This is a genomic window from Flavobacterium jejuense (assembly GCF_006491595.2).
Lineage (GTDB): Bacteria > Bacteroidota > Bacteroidia > Flavobacteriales > Flavobacteriaceae > Flavobacterium > Flavobacterium jejuense.
In genome coordinates this window covers 26,463-44,902 of record NZ_VEVQ02000004.1, presented here as the reverse complement: position 1 = coordinate 44,902, position 18,440 = coordinate 26,463, and the positions used below count along the sequence as shown (strand labels likewise).

Annotated in this window: 24 protein-coding genes; 14 read left to right on the top strand and 10 right to left on the bottom strand. The window is 31.2% G+C overall.

All coding sequences use genetic code 11. The annotated features are described in order from the left end of the window. Position 1: 1 nt before the first annotated feature. From FIA58_RS07110 to FIA58_RS07055, 12 genes are all read left to right on the top strand, one after another. A complete protein-coding gene (locus tag FIA58_RS07110; protein WP_140961611.1) occupies positions 2–952 on the top strand; it encodes an ADP-ribosylglycohydrolase family protein in 951 nt (316 codons plus the stop codon). Beyond that, the gene (locus FIA58_RS07105; RefSeq protein WP_140961609.1) at positions 936–1,466 is read left to right on the top strand and encodes an NADAR family protein; all 531 of its coding nucleotides are present in this window, start codon (positions 936–938) and stop codon (positions 1,464–1,466) included. The genes FIA58_RS07110 and FIA58_RS07105 overlap by 17 nt, the downstream gene beginning before the upstream one ends. Before the next feature lie 8 nt (positions 1,467–1,474). Continuing rightward, positions 1,475–2,074: a TIR domain-containing protein gene (locus tag FIA58_RS07100; RefSeq protein ID WP_140961607.1), complete on the top strand. Its 600-nt coding sequence runs from the start codon at positions 1,475–1,477 to the stop codon at positions 2,072–2,074. A gap of 18 nt (positions 2,075–2,092) precedes the next feature. Continuing rightward, positions 2,093–2,647, top strand: a complete 555-nt coding sequence (locus FIA58_RS07095; protein ID WP_140961605.1) for a 2OG-Fe(II) oxygenase — start codon at positions 2,093–2,095, stop codon at positions 2,645–2,647. 14 nt (positions 2,648–2,661) lie between these two features. Then, on the top strand, positions 2,662–3,351 hold the full coding sequence (locus FIA58_RS07090) for a Sir2 family NAD-dependent protein deacetylase (protein ID WP_140961603.1): 690 nt from the start codon (positions 2,662–2,664) through the stop codon (positions 3,349–3,351). A gap of 91 nt (positions 3,352–3,442) precedes the next feature. Continuing rightward, a complete protein-coding gene (locus FIA58_RS07085) occupies positions 3,443–4,312 on the top strand; it encodes an MBL fold metallo-hydrolase (RefSeq protein WP_140961601.1) in 870 nt (289 codons plus the stop codon). A gap of 75 nt (positions 4,313–4,387) precedes the next feature. After that, complete coding sequence (locus FIA58_RS07080) at positions 4,388–4,891, top strand: O-acetyl-ADP-ribose deacetylase (protein WP_140961599.1); 504 nt, start codon at positions 4,388–4,390, stop codon at positions 4,889–4,891. A 10-nt stretch (positions 4,892–4,901) separates the two neighbouring features. Next, on the top strand, positions 4,902–5,756 hold the full coding sequence (locus tag FIA58_RS07075) for a hypothetical protein (protein WP_140961597.1): 855 nt from the start codon (positions 4,902–4,904) through the stop codon (positions 5,754–5,756). A 134-nt stretch (positions 5,757–5,890) separates the two neighbouring features. Then, positions 5,891–6,226 carry a hypothetical protein gene (locus FIA58_RS07070; RefSeq protein ID WP_140961595.1) on the top strand — a complete coding sequence of 112 codons (336 nt, stop codon included), beginning with the start codon at positions 5,891–5,893 and terminating at the stop codon, positions 6,224–6,226. 2 nt (positions 6,227–6,228) lie between these two features. After that, positions 6,229–7,110 (top strand): hypothetical protein, encoded by an 882-nt coding sequence (locus FIA58_RS07065; protein WP_140961593.1) that lies wholly within the window; start codon positions 6,229–6,231, stop codon positions 7,108–7,110. Beyond that, positions 7,111–8,181 carry an adenylosuccinate synthetase gene (locus tag FIA58_RS07060; protein WP_140961591.1) on the top strand — a complete coding sequence of 357 codons (1,071 nt, stop codon included), beginning with the start codon at positions 7,111–7,113 and terminating at the stop codon, positions 8,179–8,181. A gap of 11 nt (positions 8,182–8,192) precedes the next feature. Then, positions 8,193–9,650, top strand: coding sequence for a nicotinate phosphoribosyltransferase (locus FIA58_RS07055; protein WP_140961589.1), 1,458 nt, complete (start codon positions 8,193–8,195; stop codon positions 9,648–9,650). A 94-nt stretch (positions 9,651–9,744) separates the two neighbouring features. Here the strand turns inward: FIA58_RS07055 and FIA58_RS07050 are convergent, their stop codons facing one another. The 10 genes from FIA58_RS07050 to FIA58_RS07005 all read right to left on the bottom strand — a co-directional run bounded on the left by FIA58_RS07050 (position 9,745) and on the right by FIA58_RS07005 (position 16,585). Continuing rightward, a complete protein-coding gene (locus FIA58_RS07050; RefSeq protein WP_140961587.1) occupies positions 9,745–11,175 on the bottom strand; it encodes a hypothetical protein in 1,431 nt (476 codons plus the stop codon). Between the two features lie 11 nt (positions 11,176–11,186). Next, positions 11,187–11,765 carry a hypothetical protein gene (locus FIA58_RS07045; RefSeq protein ID WP_140961585.1) on the bottom strand — a complete coding sequence of 193 codons (579 nt, stop codon included), beginning with the start codon at positions 11,763–11,765 and terminating at the stop codon, positions 11,187–11,189. A 62-nt stretch (positions 11,766–11,827) separates the two neighbouring features. After that, positions 11,828–12,235 (bottom strand): hypothetical protein, encoded by a 408-nt coding sequence (locus tag FIA58_RS07040; protein ID WP_140961583.1) that lies wholly within the window; start codon positions 12,233–12,235, stop codon positions 11,828–11,830. Positions 12,236–12,242: 7 nt separating this feature from the next. Further along, positions 12,243–12,824 (bottom strand): nicotinate (nicotinamide) nucleotide adenylyltransferase, encoded by a 582-nt coding sequence (gene nadD / locus FIA58_RS07035; RefSeq protein ID WP_140961581.1) that lies wholly within the window; start codon positions 12,822–12,824, stop codon positions 12,243–12,245. Between the two features lie 64 nt (positions 12,825–12,888). Next, positions 12,889–13,254, bottom strand: coding sequence for a four helix bundle protein (locus FIA58_RS07030; RefSeq protein WP_140961578.1), 366 nt, complete (start codon positions 13,252–13,254; stop codon positions 12,889–12,891). Positions 13,255–13,312: 58 nt separating this feature from the next. Then, complete coding sequence (gmk, locus tag FIA58_RS07025) at positions 13,313–13,885, bottom strand: guanylate kinase (protein WP_140961576.1); 573 nt, start codon at positions 13,883–13,885, stop codon at positions 13,313–13,315. Positions 13,886–13,973: 88 nt separating this feature from the next. Further along, a complete protein-coding gene (locus FIA58_RS07020) occupies positions 13,974–14,834 on the bottom strand; it encodes a YicC/YloC family endoribonuclease (protein ID WP_140961573.1) in 861 nt (286 codons plus the stop codon). 90 nt (positions 14,835–14,924) lie between these two features. Further along, the gene (locus tag FIA58_RS07015) at positions 14,925–15,818 is read right to left on the bottom strand and encodes a DMT family transporter (protein ID WP_140961571.1); all 894 of its coding nucleotides are present in this window, start codon (positions 15,816–15,818) and stop codon (positions 14,925–14,927) included. After that, entirely contained in the window at positions 15,818–16,171 is a 354-nt protein-coding gene (locus FIA58_RS07010; protein WP_140961568.1) for an arsenate reductase family protein, read from the bottom strand. Before FIA58_RS07010 ends, FIA58_RS07015 begins: the two co-directional genes overlap by 1 nt. Positions 16,172–16,219: 48 nt before the next feature. Next, positions 16,220–16,585, bottom strand: coding sequence for a dihydroorotase (locus FIA58_RS07005; protein WP_140961566.1), 366 nt, complete (start codon positions 16,583–16,585; stop codon positions 16,220–16,222). Between the two features lie 173 nt (positions 16,586–16,758). Between FIA58_RS07005 and FIA58_RS07000 the strand changes: the two genes are divergently transcribed. Then, positions 16,759–17,217, top strand: a complete 459-nt coding sequence (locus FIA58_RS07000) for a DinB family protein (RefSeq protein WP_140961564.1) — start codon at positions 16,759–16,761, stop codon at positions 17,215–17,217. Between the two features lie 31 nt (positions 17,218–17,248). Then, a complete protein-coding gene (locus FIA58_RS06995; protein ID WP_140961562.1) occupies positions 17,249–18,394 on the top strand; it encodes a cystathionine gamma-synthase in 1,146 nt (381 codons plus the stop codon). Positions 18,395–18,440: the final 46 nt, after the last annotated feature.

Below are 18,440 nucleotides of genomic sequence, written 5' to 3'. Positions count from 1 at the left end.
AATGAAAACAAACCAAGTACATAGCGCATTATTTGGAGTAGCCGTTGGTGATGCGCTAGGAGTTCCTGTAGAATTTAAATCTAGAGAATTTTTAATAAGATTTCCTGTAGTTGATATGCAAGAATACGGATCACATCATCAACCAAAAGGAACATGGAGTGACGATAGTTCTTTAACCTTTTGTTTATCAGATAGTTTATGTAAAAGATATGATTTAAATGATATCGCAAATAAGTTTTTGAAATGGAAAAAATATGCTAGTTGGACTGCTAGAGGACAGGTCTTTGATATTGGAATTGCAACAAGAGAAGCAATTTATAGAATTGCTCAAGGAGAAGACCCAGTATTATGCGGTGGTTTTGATGAAGAGGACAATGGAAATGGTTCGTTAATGAGAATTTTACCTTTAGCTTTTTATTTAAAAGGAGAAGAAGATATAAGTATAATCTATCAAAAAGTTAAAGAGGTTTCCTCTATTACACATGCTCATTTTCGTTCTGTTTTTGCTTGTTTTGTTTATATAGTTTATACTTTAGAATTATTAAAAGCGAAAAATAAATTTGAAGCTTATAATCAGACCAAAATAACACTTGAAGATTTTATTGATAATAAAGATTTTAATAAAAAAGAACTTCAATTGTTCGATAGAATTTTAAAAACAAATATTAATGAGTTAGAAGAAGATAAAATTCATTCAGGTGGTTATGTTGTTCACAGCCTCGAAGCCAGTTTATGGTGTTTGTTAAATTCGAACACCTACGAAGAAACAGTTTTAAAAGCAGTAAATCTAGGAAGTGACACCGATACAACAGCAGCCATCACAGGAGGATTAGCAGGATTACTATATGGCTACGAAAGCATTCCAGAAGAATGGATCAACGTATTAGCTAGAAAAAACGACATCACAAAGCTATGTGATAGATTAAGTGAGAAATATGAAATACACAATTGAAACTATAAAGTCAGACAATAAATTCCTATTCTTTTGGGGTCACCAACCTTCAAAAGACGGAACAATCACAAAAACTTGTTTCAGTCAATGGTGGAAAAGTAGTTTTACAGTTCAAGGAATTGAATACAAAACAGCCGAACATTGGATGATGGCAAAAAAGGCTCAGTTGTTTGGAGATAAAGAAGTGTTAAAAAGAATACTACTTTGTAAGTCACCAGCGGAAGCCAAAAAGCTAGGCAGAGAAGTTCGTAATTATGAAAATGAAATATGGTTAGCCAATAGATTTCAAATAGTAAAAGAAGGAAACTTCCATAAGTTCAGTCAGCATAAAGATTTAAAACAGTTTCTTTTGAATACCAATGAAAGAGTTATTGTAGAAGCAAGTCCAGTAGATTCCATTTGGGGAATTGGTATGGCAAGCGATGATAAAGACTCCAACAATCCCGAAAAATGGAAAGGATTAAATTTGCTAGGCTTTGCTTTAATGGAAGTTAGGGATGAATTAAGAAAGTAATTGAAAAGATGGAAACAATAAGAACTTTATTCTCGAGAGAACATGAAACAGTACTTCCTAATTTAGGTGTTTTCTTAGCAGGACCAACACCACCAAACGAAAGAATGGAATCAGGTTGGAGAAGAGTGATACTAGATAAGTTATTAAAAGATGAAAGATTAGACCCAAGTATGCTAATTGTTTCTCCCGAACCAGAATCTGGAAATTGGAATACTATTGAAAAACCAAATACCAGTTTATTGAATAAAGTACATAATGATCAAATAGCTTGGGAATGGCAATATTTAGGATTGTGTGATATTACTGCTTTTTGGTTACCAACTTATTTTTCAGAAGAAAAAGCAGAAAATTTCCCAAATAATATTGGACCCACAAGCCGTTGGGAGTTTGGATATTATTTTCAGGAATACCTTAAAAACCCTCAAAAGAAACATTTCATTGTGGGTGCACCAGAAGATGCCGAAAGTGTTAATTGGGCTAAAAAGTTAGTTGCTTCACATGGTATTAAATGGCATGTTTTAAAAAAAGAAGATAAAGAAAAACAAGTAGCAGATTCGTTTATAGAAGAAATTGCTACAACATTAGTAAAAAACAAATGGGTTTTCTAATGAATAAAAATAGCAACAATGAAAAAGATCATTTATAACAAAGACATATTTGTACTAGAAAACTTCCTTTCCAAAGAAGAATGTGTAGCTTTAATAGAAAAAAGTGAACAAATAGGATATGAAGAAGCTAAAGTGCAAACGGGAGCCAACACGCAATCGATGTTAAAAAGTGTAAGAGACAATGATCGGATTTTATACAAAGATGAAGTATTGGCTAATCAATTATACGAAAGAGCATTGCCGTTATTATCTAATGAAATTGGAAATTATGACAGAATAGGATTAAACGAACTATTCCGTTTTTACAAATACAGTCCAGGACAGCGGTTTAAAATGCACAGAGATGGAAGTTTTAAACGAAACGAAAGAGAAAAAAGCTTTTTTACATTCCTAATCTATCTTAATGAAGAATTTGAAGGAGGAACAACTGGATTTGAAGATTTGTTTACAATCCAACCCAAAACAGGTGACCTATTGGTTTTTTATCATTCCTATAGACACGAAGGAAAGAAAATAGAAAGTGGTTACAAATACGCATTACGAAGTGATATTATGTATCGAATGAAAAATTAAAAGAGATTAAAAAAATGAAAAAAATAGCAATATTAACCGGAGCAGGAATAAGTGCAGAAAGTGGCATCCAAACCTTCAGAGATGCTGACGGATTATGGCACAACCATAAAGTAGAAGACGTAGCTTCACCAGAAGGATGGCGAAAAAACAGAGAAGTAGTACTAGAATTCTATAACGAAAGAAGACGAAAACTAAAAGAGGTTGAGCCCAATCAAGCGCATCATTTAGTAAAACAATTAGAAGAACATTTCGAAGTACAAATCATCACACAAAACATAGATGATTTACATGAAAGAGCAGGTTCAACTAATATTTTACACATACATGGTGAACTAAACAAAATGTGTTCGTCACTCAATAGAAAATTAGTATACGATTGTTTGGAAGACATAAAAATTGGAGACAAAGCCGCAGACGATTCCCAATTACGTCCTGATATTGTTTGGTTTGGAGAAGAAGTGCCTTTATATCCAGTAGCTATCGAAATGGTAAAACAAGCCGATATCTTTATGATAATCGGAACCTCTTTACAAGTGTATCCAGCAGCCAATTTGTTAAGCTTTATCAAAAATGACGCTCAGCTAATCATTATCAATCCAGAACACGATGGAGGCAATTATGGTGGAAGAGCTATTTATGTAAAAGAAAAAGCAACCACAGGGATGCAAAAAGTATTTGATGTTTTACTAAAAGAAGCGAAATAATGAAGTGATTTCAGAAACTCCAGTGGAGTTTAATATTTTATAACTTAGACAAAGTCTATAAAAAGCAGCTCCAGCGGAGCGAAATGTATATATGAAACTAACCATACACGGATATTCAACAGCCTTATTTGCTACTTGGTATTTTATAGAAGAACTAGGAATTCTTTTCGATGCAGGTGACGGATTAACCTCGGGTTTGTTGAGCAAATGCGGAAAAATAAAAAACATATTCATTTCGCATGCCGATAGAGATCACCTTACTGGATTGTTGCAGTATAACCAACTATTTTCAATTCATCAACCAAAGATATATTATCCAAAAGACGCACAGTCATTTCCATTTTTAAATCAGTTTTTTACTAATTTCGATCCGCATGCAAAAGGAACAACTTGGCAAGCCATAGATAAAAATCAGACAATTGATGTAAAAGAGAAAATTAGTGTAGAAGCTATAGAAAATGAGCATGTTGTCACCAAAAATGGAATGATAAAGAGTTTGAGTTATAAAATTTGGGAAACCAAAAAGAAACTTAAACCCGAATTTACTAATTTAGAACCAACACAATTAAGAACTTTGCGACAAGAAAAAGGAGATGATTTTGTTCTAGAAGAACTAAAAATGAATATTCTTTCCTATTCTGGAGATACACCAGTAGTGGATTATAAACGTTATGATCATTCCAAAGTATTGATACATGAGGCCACGTTTTTAACAAAAGCCGAAACCAATACCAAAGCCGAAAAAAACAATCATAGTTCATTAGAAGAAGTAATGAAAATGGTAAGCAATTGTACTATTGACCAACTCATTTTGGGTCATTTCTCTTCTCGTTATCACACAGAAGAAATTGATTTAAAAATTAAAGAATTAGTAAAGCAATTTAATATAAAAATTCCAGTATTTCGTTTGCCAATAGGAGAAGTAAGCAAAGATATTTTAAACGGAAATCCCATAAATTAAAACTTCAGCGGAGTTTACTATTTATAACTTAGACAAAGTCTAAAAAAAGCAGCTCCAGAGGAGCGAAATGTACATATGAAACTAACACTAAAACAAGGTGATATAACAAAAACAAACGTTGACGCAATCGTAAACGCAGCCAACACTTCCTTGCTAGGTGGTGGTGGAGTCGATGGAGCTATTCACAGAGCGGGTGGAAAAGCTATTTTAGAAGAATGCGTAGCCATACGAAATAAGCAAGGAGGTTGCGCAGTTGGAGAAGCCGTTATCACAACAGCAGGAAATTTACCTTCGAAATATGTGATTCATACTGTTGGACCTGTTTGGAATGGAGATAAAGAAGAGAAAAAACAATTATTAGCTACTTGTTATAAAAATTGTTTACAACTAGCAGAAAAGCACCAATTAAAATCAATCGCTTTTCCAAACATAAGCACAGGGATTTATCGTTTCCCAAAAAACGAAGCAGCAAAAATTGCCATAGAAACAGTAAAGCAATTTCCAGTAGAAAGCATAGAAGAAATAACCTTTGTCTGTTTTGATGAAGAAAATTACAAGTTGTACGAACAACTTTTATAAACTAAATAATATGATTAGGAATTTAGAAAAGGAGTTATCAAGTTTTGATTTTAAAAATAGTTCCATTAAAGATATTGAGCAGTTATTTTCAGATGAAATATTAGGTCATTCACGACCAACTGTAAGCATTTCTCCAGAAGGACTTTTTAGAGCTAGAATAATTTCGGAAGTAAGTCAAGAGGATTTAAAAACAGCTAAGTCTATCTGGTATCCTGATTTTAAAGAAATTAAACAAGAAAATCATCGCTTAAATAGATGTAGTGATAAAGGACAGAATTTTTTTTATTCATCTAATTCTCTTGAGGCAGTAATTAAAGAACTAGATCCTAAAGATAATGATAAAGTTATGATTGGAATTTTTCATAAAAGATTTTCTGAACTAAAAATCACTTCACAATATGCAGGTATTGAGGTTTTGAAAAATAATTTGATGCAAAATTCAATGTTAAGAGATTACAAATACAGAAGTAAAAATGATGAATTAATTGAAAAATATATATCTTCAAAATTTCAACAAAGAGTTAAAGATAATGATGAAGAATATGTTTACAAAAGCAGTATTGCATTTAGTAATATACTTTTAAAAAATGAAGAAATAAATTGTATAATATATCCTAGTGTTGCTTCAAATTTAAATTTAGTAAACTATGGAATTAAACCTGAATTTGTTGATGATTTTTTATTTTGTGATAAAGCATTTACTTATGAAATAAAGAGAACAGATGACCAATATAAACTTTTACCATTAACATATGCATTTATTCCTTTTGATAAAATTGACAAAGTTAGTCCAAAAGAATCGTTTTTTAATTGGCAAGAAATTAGTCAATTAGAAAGAAAAATGATTAAAATGTATTCTAGATAATTTACTTAATCAAAAGAAGGAGAAATTAGTAGAAGACAAGAAAATCATTATTTATGATGATTTGAAATACTATTTACGAATGTACCTTTGAGTTAGATAACTGAAAATAATAATAAGAAAATAAAACTAAAAATATGAGTGACGATTTAAAACCAAGATTCGTTGATGCTTTACGAAGAAACAACGACCAAATAAGAGAAGACAGAGCCAAAGCCATAGCTGAAGACTCAGAACTCATCTACAAAAGACGCATTGAAGATATTGAATTGAAAATCAAACGACTAGAAAGAGAACAAGATAGTTGTATCGACATCAGTCCGTTAGACAAAAACAGTTTAACCTTTGCCGATTTCAATCCAGATACTTTTGTACAAAGAGATATCGAATTGTCTTTGAACATTAGAAATTTAAAAATCCAATTTGAAATAGCAAAAACAAGATACGAATACTTATTCGGTAAAACATTTTAATCATGGGAGGAACAAAATACAACTTAGACGATAGAATTTTAAGAGCGAAAAGTGCAGGTTATGCTAGTAAATCAGTAAATGATATTTTCGTTCAAAATAAAGAAAGAAAAGCACACGAATCAATGAATCCTAAAGGAGTCACTTTTAGAGAAGCAAGAGATTCAGAAGTACATCCAAATTCGTTACCTATCATTTTAGGGTTAGATGTAACTGGAAGTATGGGACACATTCCACACGATTTAGTAAAAGAAGGTTTACCCAAATTAATGGGAGGTATTATTGAAGGTGGTGTTCCAGATGCAGCTTTACTATTCTTAGGGATTGGAGATCATGAATGTGATGGTTATCCGTTGCAAGTGGGCCAATTCGAATCTGGTGATGAAGAATTAGATATGTGGTTAACCAGAACCTATATCGAATCAGGTGGTGGTGGAAATGCAGGTGAAAGTTATTTATTAGCTTGGTATTTCGCAGCATTTCATACAAAAATAGATGCTTTCGAAAAAAGAGGTCAAAAAGGGTTATTATTTACAATTGGTGACGAACCTAATTTAAAAGTATTACCTGCTTCTGCCATCAAAGAAATTATGGGAAGTGGAGAACAAACGTATACCGATTTAGAATTATTGGCTGAAGCCAAAAAACGATACGAAGTCTATCACATAAGTGTTTTACATTCTACAAGAGCACAATCGGCAGAAATAGGCTGGAAAGAAGTTTTAGGTGAAAACTGTATTTCAGTAGAAGATTATAAAACCATTCCAGAAGTGATTAAAGATATTGTGTGTAAAAGACACAAAACCCTATTCACGGGAGATTCAACTACTTCAGGAGACTCAAGTGTTTCAGGAAATTCAGGATTCGATCATATTGACATGCTATAAATGAAAAAAGCAAAAGTGGTTATCGGTTTAGGGTTTGGAGACGAAGGAAAAGGCATTACAACCGATTTCCTTTGTAGCCAAAATCCCGAAGCTATTGTAATTCGTTTTTCAGGTGGCCAACAAGCAGCACATACTGTACTGCTTAACGGGAAAAAACACGTGCATTCCAGTTTCGCTAGCGGTGCTTTGCGGGGTTTGCCATCCTATTTTAGCGAGCATTGCACGATTCATCCGTCACTTTTGTACAATGAGTTTCTCGAATTAAAAGAAAAAGGAGGTAATACAACCCTTTACATTCATCCGTTAGCCAAAGTAACCACACCTTTCGATGTTTGGCAAAACCGAAATAACACCAAAAATTTATCTCATGGTTCTTGCGGAAAAGGAATTGGAGCCACCATGAAGCGCAATGAAGGTGCGTACAAGTTATTTGCCATAGATTTAATAGGACCAAAGGATTTTCTGATTGAAAAATTAAAAAATATCGCTTCTTATTATGGTGTTTCCAATGATATTCAGCTACAAAATGAAGTTGCTTACTTTTTAGAATGTATTGAAAAAATTGACTGGAAAATCACTACTTATGAAGAATTGAAAAACTACGAAACCCTTATTTTTGAAGGCAGTCAAGGTGTTTTATTAGATATGGATCATGGTGTGTTTCCCAATGTAACGTATGCGAATACTACTTCCAAAAATGCAATGGAAATTTGTAAGCAATTAGACATTCAAGATATAGAATTATTTTATGTAACAAGATGTTACACCACTAGACATGGAAGTGGTTGGATGCCAAATGAAGAAAACATAACATTAGTAAACAATGAAGAAGAAACTTGTGTATACAACGAATATCAAAAAGAACTCCGATTTGGAAAACTAGACGAAGAATTGTTACTTCACGCTTTGCAAATTGACCAAATCTATTCAAAAGCAACCAAAAATAATTTAGTAATAACCTGTTTGGATCAATACAAACAAGAAGTTGATTTTGATAAATTAAAAACTAAATTTGATGAGATTTATGGTTCTTACGCACCAGAATCTAAATTTTTTAAAGTAATAAAGTAAAACATAATTATATGAACCCATTACTATTAACCGACGGTTACAAAGTAGATCACAGAAGACAATATCCAAGCGGAACAACTTTAGTATATTCCAATTGGACACCAAGAAAATCAAGAATTGAAGGCATTGATGAGGTGGTTTTCTTCGGTTTACAATATTTCATTAAAAAATACATTTTAGAAGACTTTCAAACGCATTTCTTTGGGAAACCAAAAGAAGAAGTAGCTAAAAAATATGCTCGTAGAATCAATAATTATTTGGGTGAAAACCAAGTTGGAATTCAACATATCGAAGATTTACACGATTTAGGCTATATTCCAATGGTATTCAAAGCTTTGCCAGAAGGAGTTAGTGTGCCTATTCGTACACCAATGTTTACCATGTACAATACAAAACCAGAATTCTTTTGGTTGACCAACTATTTTGAAACCCTACTTTCAGCAGTAGTTTGGATGCCTTGTAATTCAGCAACCATAGCGAAACAATATCGAAAAGTATTAGATAAATATGCTCATGAAACCTCTTCGATTACCGAATTTGTAGATTGGCAAGCACACGATTTCTCTATGAGAGGAATGGCAGGAATTGAAGCAGCCGTAATTTCAGCAGCCGGACATTTATTGAGTTTCACAGGAACAGATACGATTCCAGCGATTGAATTTTTGGAAGAATACTACAATGCCAATTCAGATAACGAATTAATTGGTGGTTCAGTAGCAGCAACCGAGCATTCGGTAATGTGTATGGGAACAACCGAAGGAGAATATGACACTTTCAAAAGATTAATTTGCGAAGTCTATCCAAAAGGAATTGTTTCTATCGTTTCGGATACTTGGGATTTATGGAAAGTTCTAACAGATTATTTACCAAGATTAAAAGAAGAAATTGTAACCAGAGAAGGAAAAGTAGTCATTCGTCCTGATAGTGGTGACCCAATTCTTATTTTATGTGGTAATCCAAACGGAAAAACCGAACAAGAAATAAAAGGAGTCGTAGAATTGCTTTGGCAGACTTTTGGAGGAACTATTAATGCAAAAGGCTATAAAGAGTTGATTCCGCAAATTGGAGCGATTTATGGAGATAGCATTACGATTGATAGAGCGACTCAAATTTGTGAAGAGTTAAAGAAAAAAGGATTTGCGTCTACCAATGTCGTTCTAGGAATAGGTTCGTTTACCTATCAATACAACACACGTGATACTTTTGGCTTTGCCATGAAAGCCACTTACGGAGAAGTAAACGGAGAAGGAAGAGCCATTTTCAAAGATCCCATTACAGACGATGGAACCAAAAAATCAGCCAAAGGCCTAATGAAAATCGATTTAGTAGACGGAAATTATACTTTAACAGATAATGTTTCTTGGAACGAAGAACAGCAAGGCGAAATGAAAGAAGTGTTCAGAGATGGAAAACTATTGATAGATCATACTTTGGAAGATATTCGTAAACGAGTGAGGAAATTTTATTAACTATTTCACTTCATATTGTCATTTTGACGAAAGAAAAAATCCCACTAGGTTTTAAAACTTAGTGGGATTTTATTTCAAAAGAAATGATAATTTATTAAGACTTAAAATTTAAGACTTTATAATAGTCTTTGTTATCAGATTCTACTAGCCAAATTCCATCATTGCTTACCATTGTGTTAAAATATATTTTATTTTTTGCATCAATAGAGTCAATATATAATTTGAAATCTTTGTCTTTATAATATAACATTAACGCCTCATAATCCATAATCTTATTTTTTAAAAGATCTTTATCAGTAATATTAGCATAAATAAAGTCTCGAATATCGTTTGAATTATTTGTCTTAAACGAATAAAAATCAGTTTTAACAAAGTCACCGTTTTTCTCGTTTATATCGGATAACATTAAAATTTCGTCTGGCTGAGTTGATGCGAATAAAAACTGTAACTGTCCATTCATATTAAACATTCTAACGTATGTGTTGTTTAAATAAGCTATACGAATTTTTTCTAATTTATCAGTTTCAAACTTCTTTTCCCATAATAAATTCCCTGTTTTGTCAAACTTATAGATATAATATCCAACTATTCTGTTGTAAAGTAAATTTTCTTTTTCTTTATTACCTAACATTCCATAAACATATACATTTCCTGAAGAATCAAAATATAAGTTGTTAATCGATCCATCATCTGCAAAATCTGAATAAGTACTTGATCCTAAACTAACTGTGTTACTAAAACCAGCATGATTAGTAAAAGTATTGCTAAATCCTCCAACCGATTTTAAAACCATTTGTCCACCACCTGTAACTGATAGAATAAAACTGTAATCTTTTAGTAATAAATCATATTGTATTTCACCTATTTTTTCTCCTGATGGATTGTATTCTGTTCTGTATATTTTGGACTCTTTACAGTCTTTTGAAATTGATTTAGAAATTACTTCAATATTTCCTTTTTTATTTATAAATGTTTTAATACCAGGAGCTCTTTGTGACTTATAGAAATTTTCTCCTACTAGCCTTTCAAACCCTTTCAAACTAAGTTCAACTTTAGTAGTCTTGTTCCCTTCATAAGGATAAATGACATTAAATTTATCTTTATCTTTTTTATACATTAACATTTGGTTGTCAAAATAATATTGAGGTGAATATTTTTTTGCATCCAAGACTTTTACTCCAAATTTTCCAAATAAATTGATGTTATCACCTGATAGTCTTAGTTTTGAGTAATCCTCGGCAATCAAGATATTTCCACTATAATTAAAAAAAGGATTCATTACATTTTTATTTTCAAACCAAATGCTATCTTTACCTTTAGAATCAAAAGTCATAATCTTATTAACCTCTCTATTTTGAGATATTCCAATATGTTTACCCTTTTTAATAGCTATTTTATTTTTAATTGGTAAAAATTCATAACCTAAAGGAACATTGTCTTTTTCAAATTTTTCTTCTACAATAACTTGTTGCGATCTACAAAAGACAGAAAAAACTAAAAAAAGAATTAAAAATATATTTTTCATTTTATTAAAATTTAATTTCCTCTATTGTTATAGTAATCAAATCCACCATTATAGGTATATGTAAAATTTTCATTGTTAGATAAAGTTACATCAATTGCTAATGTATAATTAGGACTTGACCCTAAAACACTAACTGTTCCAGCAGTAGCAGTTAAGTAGATGTCTTCTATGTCATTGAAATCGTTATCATTATTTCCATCTATTTGAATGCCTAACTGGCTAAAAAAGTTAGACGCTGGTTGAGGATCTAAGATATTTCCATTTTGAACAAAAGTATATACACCATTTGAAAAAGAGGTATTATTTGAAAACATTTGAACATTTAATAAAATGGATGCATTAGTTGCTTCAAATCCAAAATAAGACATTGGTTCTGCTAAGATATTTAATGTACCATTTGTCATTAAAAAATCAAATTCAGCATGAGAATCACTTGAAAATCTGTAATTGTCTACAGCGGTTGCTTTAGAAATATCATATGATTTGCCATTGACAGCTAATCGAGTTGAGGCTTGATTTGAATCGTCGTTATCATCTTTACTACATGAAAAAAGTAAGATGGATAAAGTAAAAACAAGTAATTTATTCATGACTTTTGGGGTTTAAATTAAAAAAGCCAAATATAGGATTATTTATGCTTTTTTAGAATAAATTATTTTTTTAAATGTTTCCCTTTTTCAACAATACAACCAGTATTTATTTTCGAAATAGGTTTAATAGCATTTTTATAAATTTTCCAATCAACGATACTTAAATCTGGATAAAAAGGAGTTATTTTTGCTAAAGAATCAGTCTGCTTTTCTAAGTATACTTCTGTGAAAATTTCATCATTTTTAAACGTAATTCTTTTATTATCAATGAAATATTTACCAGTAAGTTTTCCTTGACATCCACTTAATCCATAGCTATATTGAAAAGTCCCATTGTCAAATAATTTCATAATAGAAAATTTTTCAAATTTATTATCTACTGAATAGTAAATCCCTTCAATTTTTTCATTTTTTTGATAATTGAAAGAGGGGAAAATAATTACTAATAATAGAAAAATTAAACCTTTCATAATTATTCTACTTCTTATAAAACAAATTATGTTCCACATACTCCCAAACCTTATTAGGTAACATAGGAACTACATTTTTATTGTTTTTAATGCTATTTCTAATAAAAGTAGACGACAATTCAATCACTGGAGCACCTATTCTATGAATTTTGGGATGATTGGCAAATTGGTCATCCATTTCACCTGAATTTAATCTCGGATAAACATAAATGTCATGATTTTGAAGGATCACTTCGAAGTTTTTCCATTTGTGTAACGAATTCAAATTGTCTTCACCCATAATTAAAGAGAATTCATAATTGGGATATTTCTCTTGTAAATGGGCTAAAGTATGAACGGTATAATTAGGTTGCGGTAATTTAAATTCAATATCTGAAGGTTGAATGTTGGCATATTCTTCTGTGGCTAAATGTACCATGTGCAAACGATGGTAATCATCTAGCAAAGTACTTTTCTTTTTATGAGGATTATGAGGGGTCACTACCATCCAAACTTGATCTAAATCAGAATGCTCAGCCATATGATTGGCAATAATTAAATGACCAATGTGAATAGGGTTGAAAGTACCAAAGTATAATCCGATTTTCATTTTTAGTACATAGTGCTTAGTTGTTAGTACTTAGTTTTAATATTTAGTGCTAAATTACTGTTTTTTATTCTTTTAGTTTTTTTGAAAAGGAATGTATCATTTTACTTTCTTCTTCAATCAAAAGCATAATTTCAGTAAGTATCTTTTCATCTAAATTAAATTCTAATTCTTTTGCAAGAATAAGTTGTGTTTCTAATTCGTTTAAGGAGCCTCTAGAAATATTCAAAAAATGATTGAATGATTTGTCTGTTTGACGACCAAAACCTTCAGCAATATTAGAAGGAATGGATACACTAGCCCTTTTAATTTGACTGGTCAAAGCATAAATTTCTTCTTTAGGGAAATTTTGGGTTAGTTTATATACTAGAACAACAATTTTAATGCCTTTTTGCCAAATAAGTAATTCTTTATAAGATTTAATGCCACTCATAAAATAATTTATCTATACTAACTACTAATTATTCTCACTAAGTACTGAGGACTAAGTACTATTTCCCAATAAACTCCTTCACCAACTGATAAGCTTCTTCCTTAGCAGTATCCAAATCGTAATTCTTAATAATTTTATCAAACTGAGGAGCAGTGGCTAATTCCACCGAAGCTTTGGCAATACGCATATTGATTTTGTCTTCACTTTCTGTAGAGCGTAACTTCAATCTGCGTTTTAATTCGTCTACACTGGGTGGTTTTACAAAAACAGCCAACGTTTCTTCAGGGAATTTGTGTTTGATTCGCAAACCACCTACAACGTCAATATCAAATATCACGTGTTTGCCTAATGCCCAAATGCGTTCTACTTCTGCTTTTAACGTACCGTAAAAATTATTGGTATATACCTCTTCCCATTCAATAAAATCTTCGTCTTTAATATGTTGTTTGAATGTTTCCCAAGAAATAAAATAGTAATCCGTACCATCTATTTCTTGTCCTCTTGGTTCACGTGTAGCACATGAGATAGAGAATTCTAAATTTAACTCTTCTTTTCCTAATAAGTAGCGTACTATTGTTGTTTTACCTGATCCTGATGGAGCTGAAAACACAAATAATTTTCCTTTAGTCATTTTTATAGTTATTAGTTAGTAGTGATTGGTAATTAGCAAAAGACTCAATAAAAGACTAATCACTAATTACTATTTACTAATCACTTCTTTATAATACATTCAAAACTTGTTCTTTGATTTTTTCTAATTCGTCTTTCATCATTACTACTAATTTTTGCATTTCTGCATGATTCGATTTGGAACCCATAGTATTAATTTCTCTTCCCATTTCTTGTGTAATGAAACCTAATTTTCGACCATTAGCTTCATTACCATTCAACGTTTCTAAGAAATAATCCAAATGATTGTTCAAACGCACTTTTTCTTCAGTGATGTCTAATTTCTCTAAATAATAAATCAATTCTTGTTCGAAGCGATTTTCATCCACAGTTACTTTTAGTTCATCGATAGCAGCTTGTAAACGTTCTTTGATGTTTTTTACACGTTCTGGATCCAAAATTAAAGCTTGATCCATATAGGAACGAATATTAGCAATACGCAATTGGAACTCTTTTTCAAGTGATTTTCCTTCGTCTTTTCTAAACGTTTGAATGTTTTCTAAAGCTTCATTTATAACCAAAAGGATTTCTACCCATTCATTTTCGTCAATTTCATCACGTTCAGTTTTTAGAGCATCAGGCATTCTTACCGCCATTTTCATCAATTCAGTAGCATCTGCTTCTGGTAAAATGGCTTTCATTTGGCTGATGTAGGCTTTTATAATTGGAGCGTTAACTTTAGAAGTAGTTTCTTCACCAGTAACTTCAATATATAAGGAAAAGTCCACTTTACCACGTTCTAATTTTTGTGAAATGTCATTTCGTAAACCCAATTCCATTTCTCTGTAAACAGAAGGCATTCGTACATTCAAATCAAGTCCTTTGCTGTTTAACGATTTTATTTCAACATTTATTTTTTTATTTGGTAATTGCTTAGTCGCTTTACCAAAACCAGTCATGGATAGTATCATATATTATTTTAAAAGAAGTCAAAGATAAGAAATAGTGATTAGTGACAAATAAAAAGTGATTAGTTATTTAGAAATTAGACCAATTACGTCTCACTCTTTACTAATTACTTTCTTTTGGGTAACCAAATATACTCCGATGAAAATCAAAACAGAAGAAATTAATTTGATACTATTAACTTCATCTTTTCCTAAACTCACAGCAAAAATGGTTGCAAATAAGGGTTGCAAATAAATAAAAACAGAAAGTGTTGTAGGTTTTAACTCTTTCATGGCCATTAAATTAATCAAATACGCTAAAAAAGTAGTAAATAATACGACAAAACCGATGTTGTAATATATATTGGTTGGTATGGTTTCCCAACGAATTTCATTAAATTCTCCAATGGCAAAAGGCAGTGTAAATAACAGTCCGAAAGTATAAATCCATTTGATAAAAGTAAAAGCATGGTATTTGGAAATCAATTTTTTAATAATGATTAAATAAACGGCATAAGAAGAAGCATTTACAAAGACCAAAAAGTTACCCAAACTTGCATTAGAACTGTCACCAATATCTTTTCCGTATAAAATTAAAATGGACGTTCCAGTTAAACCAATTAAAATACCAATTATTTTTTTAAATTCAATTCGTTCTCTTAAAAGTATAGCGGATAAAATTAAAACAACAATAGGAGCAGTGACCATAATTACCGAAGCACTTATGGGAGAAGTATAACTCAAGCCTTTGAAAAATGACAGTTGATTGATAGCTACTCCAAACAAAGAAGCTGCGATGATTCTAGGAAAATCTTGTAATGCTATTTTTTCTTTGGGTCCAAAAAATGTTAAACCCCAAAACAGAATGGTTGCTCCGATTGCTCTAATTAAAATAAAAGCATAAGGCTTTACGTAAGTCGGCATCACCTCTTTTGCTATGGTAAAATTAAAACCATAAATTAAAGCTACAAAAGTGGCTCCTAGTAAGGCTAATGTTCTTTTGCTCATTAGCGTAATGCTTCAATTACTTCATTAACTACTTTTTGGCTATTGCCAATGTAAATTTTACCATCAATTACAAAAACGGGACGACTTAAAAAGGTATAATGCTCTAAGATTAAAGCTTTATAGTCCTCTTCTGTTAAGGTTTTGTTTTTCAAATCACGTTCTTTATATAACTGTGCTCTTTTGCTAAATAAAGCTTCATAACTTCCTGCTAAAGATTTCATTTCAGTAACGATTTCCTCAGTTAAGGGTTCTTGTCTAATGTCATGATAAATCAATTCAGCTGTATCGGGTAAAGATTTTATGATTTTTTTACAAGTACTACAAGAAGCTAAGTAAAAGATAGTGTTTTTCATGTTTTTTTACAAAAGTACATATTATACTTTTAAAAGTTAAATGGATGTTTAGTTTACTTCGAGTAATTCTCCTTTTTCAATAGCTTTCTGAAGATTGGCATCTATTGAAGGATAAACTCCAAAGAATTTATTTCCATCTTCAAGTTTGATGCTAACAACAGTTCCTGATTTTTTCTCTTTAACTATTTTAAAGATGGTAACCTTTTTTCCAACAAGATCATCATAATTTGCAAAACCACCTCTTTTTTTAATAAAATTAGGTTTTGGAAAAGAGATGTATTGGTAATTGCCATTTGGAACAGATTGAATGATGTACGTTTTATTTATAAAAGTACTAACATCAACTTCTTGACTAAAAGAGTTTATAAAAAAGAATAAAAATCCAAACAAGATGACTTTATGTAGTGTTTTCATAATTAAAAGAAATTTAATTAGCTACTAATTTAAAGCACAAAAAATTCTAATGAAACCCTTTTTAGTTAAAATATAGTTAAATCAATAATAAGGAGAGTTTGCATGTTTTAATTGTTGACGTATTCGTTTTTTTGCCTCTAAAAATTAAGTATATTCGTAAGAAAAATATAAACATGGAAACCATCTTCAGCATCACAACAAATGTGAGAAATCAATTTCTGAATTTTATAGAAAAGTACACTTTAGAGCAATTAAACACCATTCCAAAAGGATTTAGTAATAATATTATATGGAATATTGCACATTGTGTTGCTACTCAACAGACTTTAATTTATAAATTGTCAGGCTTGCCAATGCACGTTTCGGATGAGTTTATAAATACGTATAGAAACGGAACTATTCCAACAGGGAAAACCTCTCAAGAAGAAGTAGATTATATCAAAAGTATTTTGTTTTCTTCTGTCCAAAAAATAGGAGAAGATTTTTCAAAAGATATTTTTGTAAATTTCCATGAATATACCACTAAAAGTACTGGTTTTACTATGCAAAATGCATTACAAGCGGCTGAGTTTAATAATTTTCATGAAGGAATTCATTTGGGAATAATACTTCAAATTAGAAAATTTGTATAATTGTTTTATCTTCTTGTAAAAATCACAATAAATGAAATTCAATACCAAAACCATTCACGGTGGGCAACATAATGAAAAAACAACAGGAGCAGTTATGCCACCTGTATTTCAAACGTCAACATTTGCACAAACTTCTCCAGGTAAACCTATAGGAGTTTACGAATACAGTAGAGCAGCAAATCCTACAAGATCAGCTTTAGAAGAATCACTGGCTAGTATTGAAAATGGAGTTAGAGGTTTAGCTTTTGCTTCTGGATTGGCAGCGACAGATGCAGTAATGAAAATTTTAAAACCAGGCGATGAAGTAATTGCTACTGATGATTTGTATGGAGGAACATATAGAATGTTTACTAGGGTTTATGAAGATTTTGGAATCAAATTTCATTATGTTGATATGACTGATTTAAAAAAAATGGAATCATTAATTAACTCAAATACCAAGTTGATTTGGTTGGAAACTCCAACTAACCCTTTAATGAAATTAGCTGATATTGCTGAAATAGCGGAGATCTCTAAAAAGAAAAATGTAATGTTAGCAGTTGATAATACTTTTGCAACTCCATATTTACAAAAACCATTAGATCTAGGCGCAGATATTGTGATGCATTCCGCTACAAAATATTTAGGAGGACACTCTGATGTTATTGCTGGAGCTTTAGTGGTTAAAGAAAAAGAGTTGGGCGAAAAATTGCACTTTGCACAGTTTGCTACAGGAGCAATATTAGGTCCAATGGATAGTTATTTAGTGTTAAGAGGTATAAAAACATTGCATTTAAGAATGCAACGTCATTGTGAAAACGGAATAAAAGTAGCTGATTTTTTAACAAAGCATACTGCTGTGAAAAGAGTTTATTATCCAGGTTTAGAAAGTCATCCAAGTTATGATATTGCTAAAAAGCAAATGATATGTGGTTTTGGAGGAATGGTAACTTTTACTTTTAATTCTGCTAAAAAAGAAGATGCAGTTAAGTTTTTAGAAAAAGTAAAAGTATTCACCTTAGCAGAATCTTTAGGGGGAGTGGAGTCTTTAGCTAATCATCCAGCAACTATGACACATGCGTCTGTTCCGGTAGATAAAAGAGTTGAAATAGGTATAACAGATGATTTGGTTCGATTAAGTGTAGGTGTTGAAGATATTGATGATTTGATAGCAGATTTAGAACAAGCGTTGAAATAATTTTTCTTTACCTGATGAAAATAAAAATGCCTTGAAAAAAGTTAGT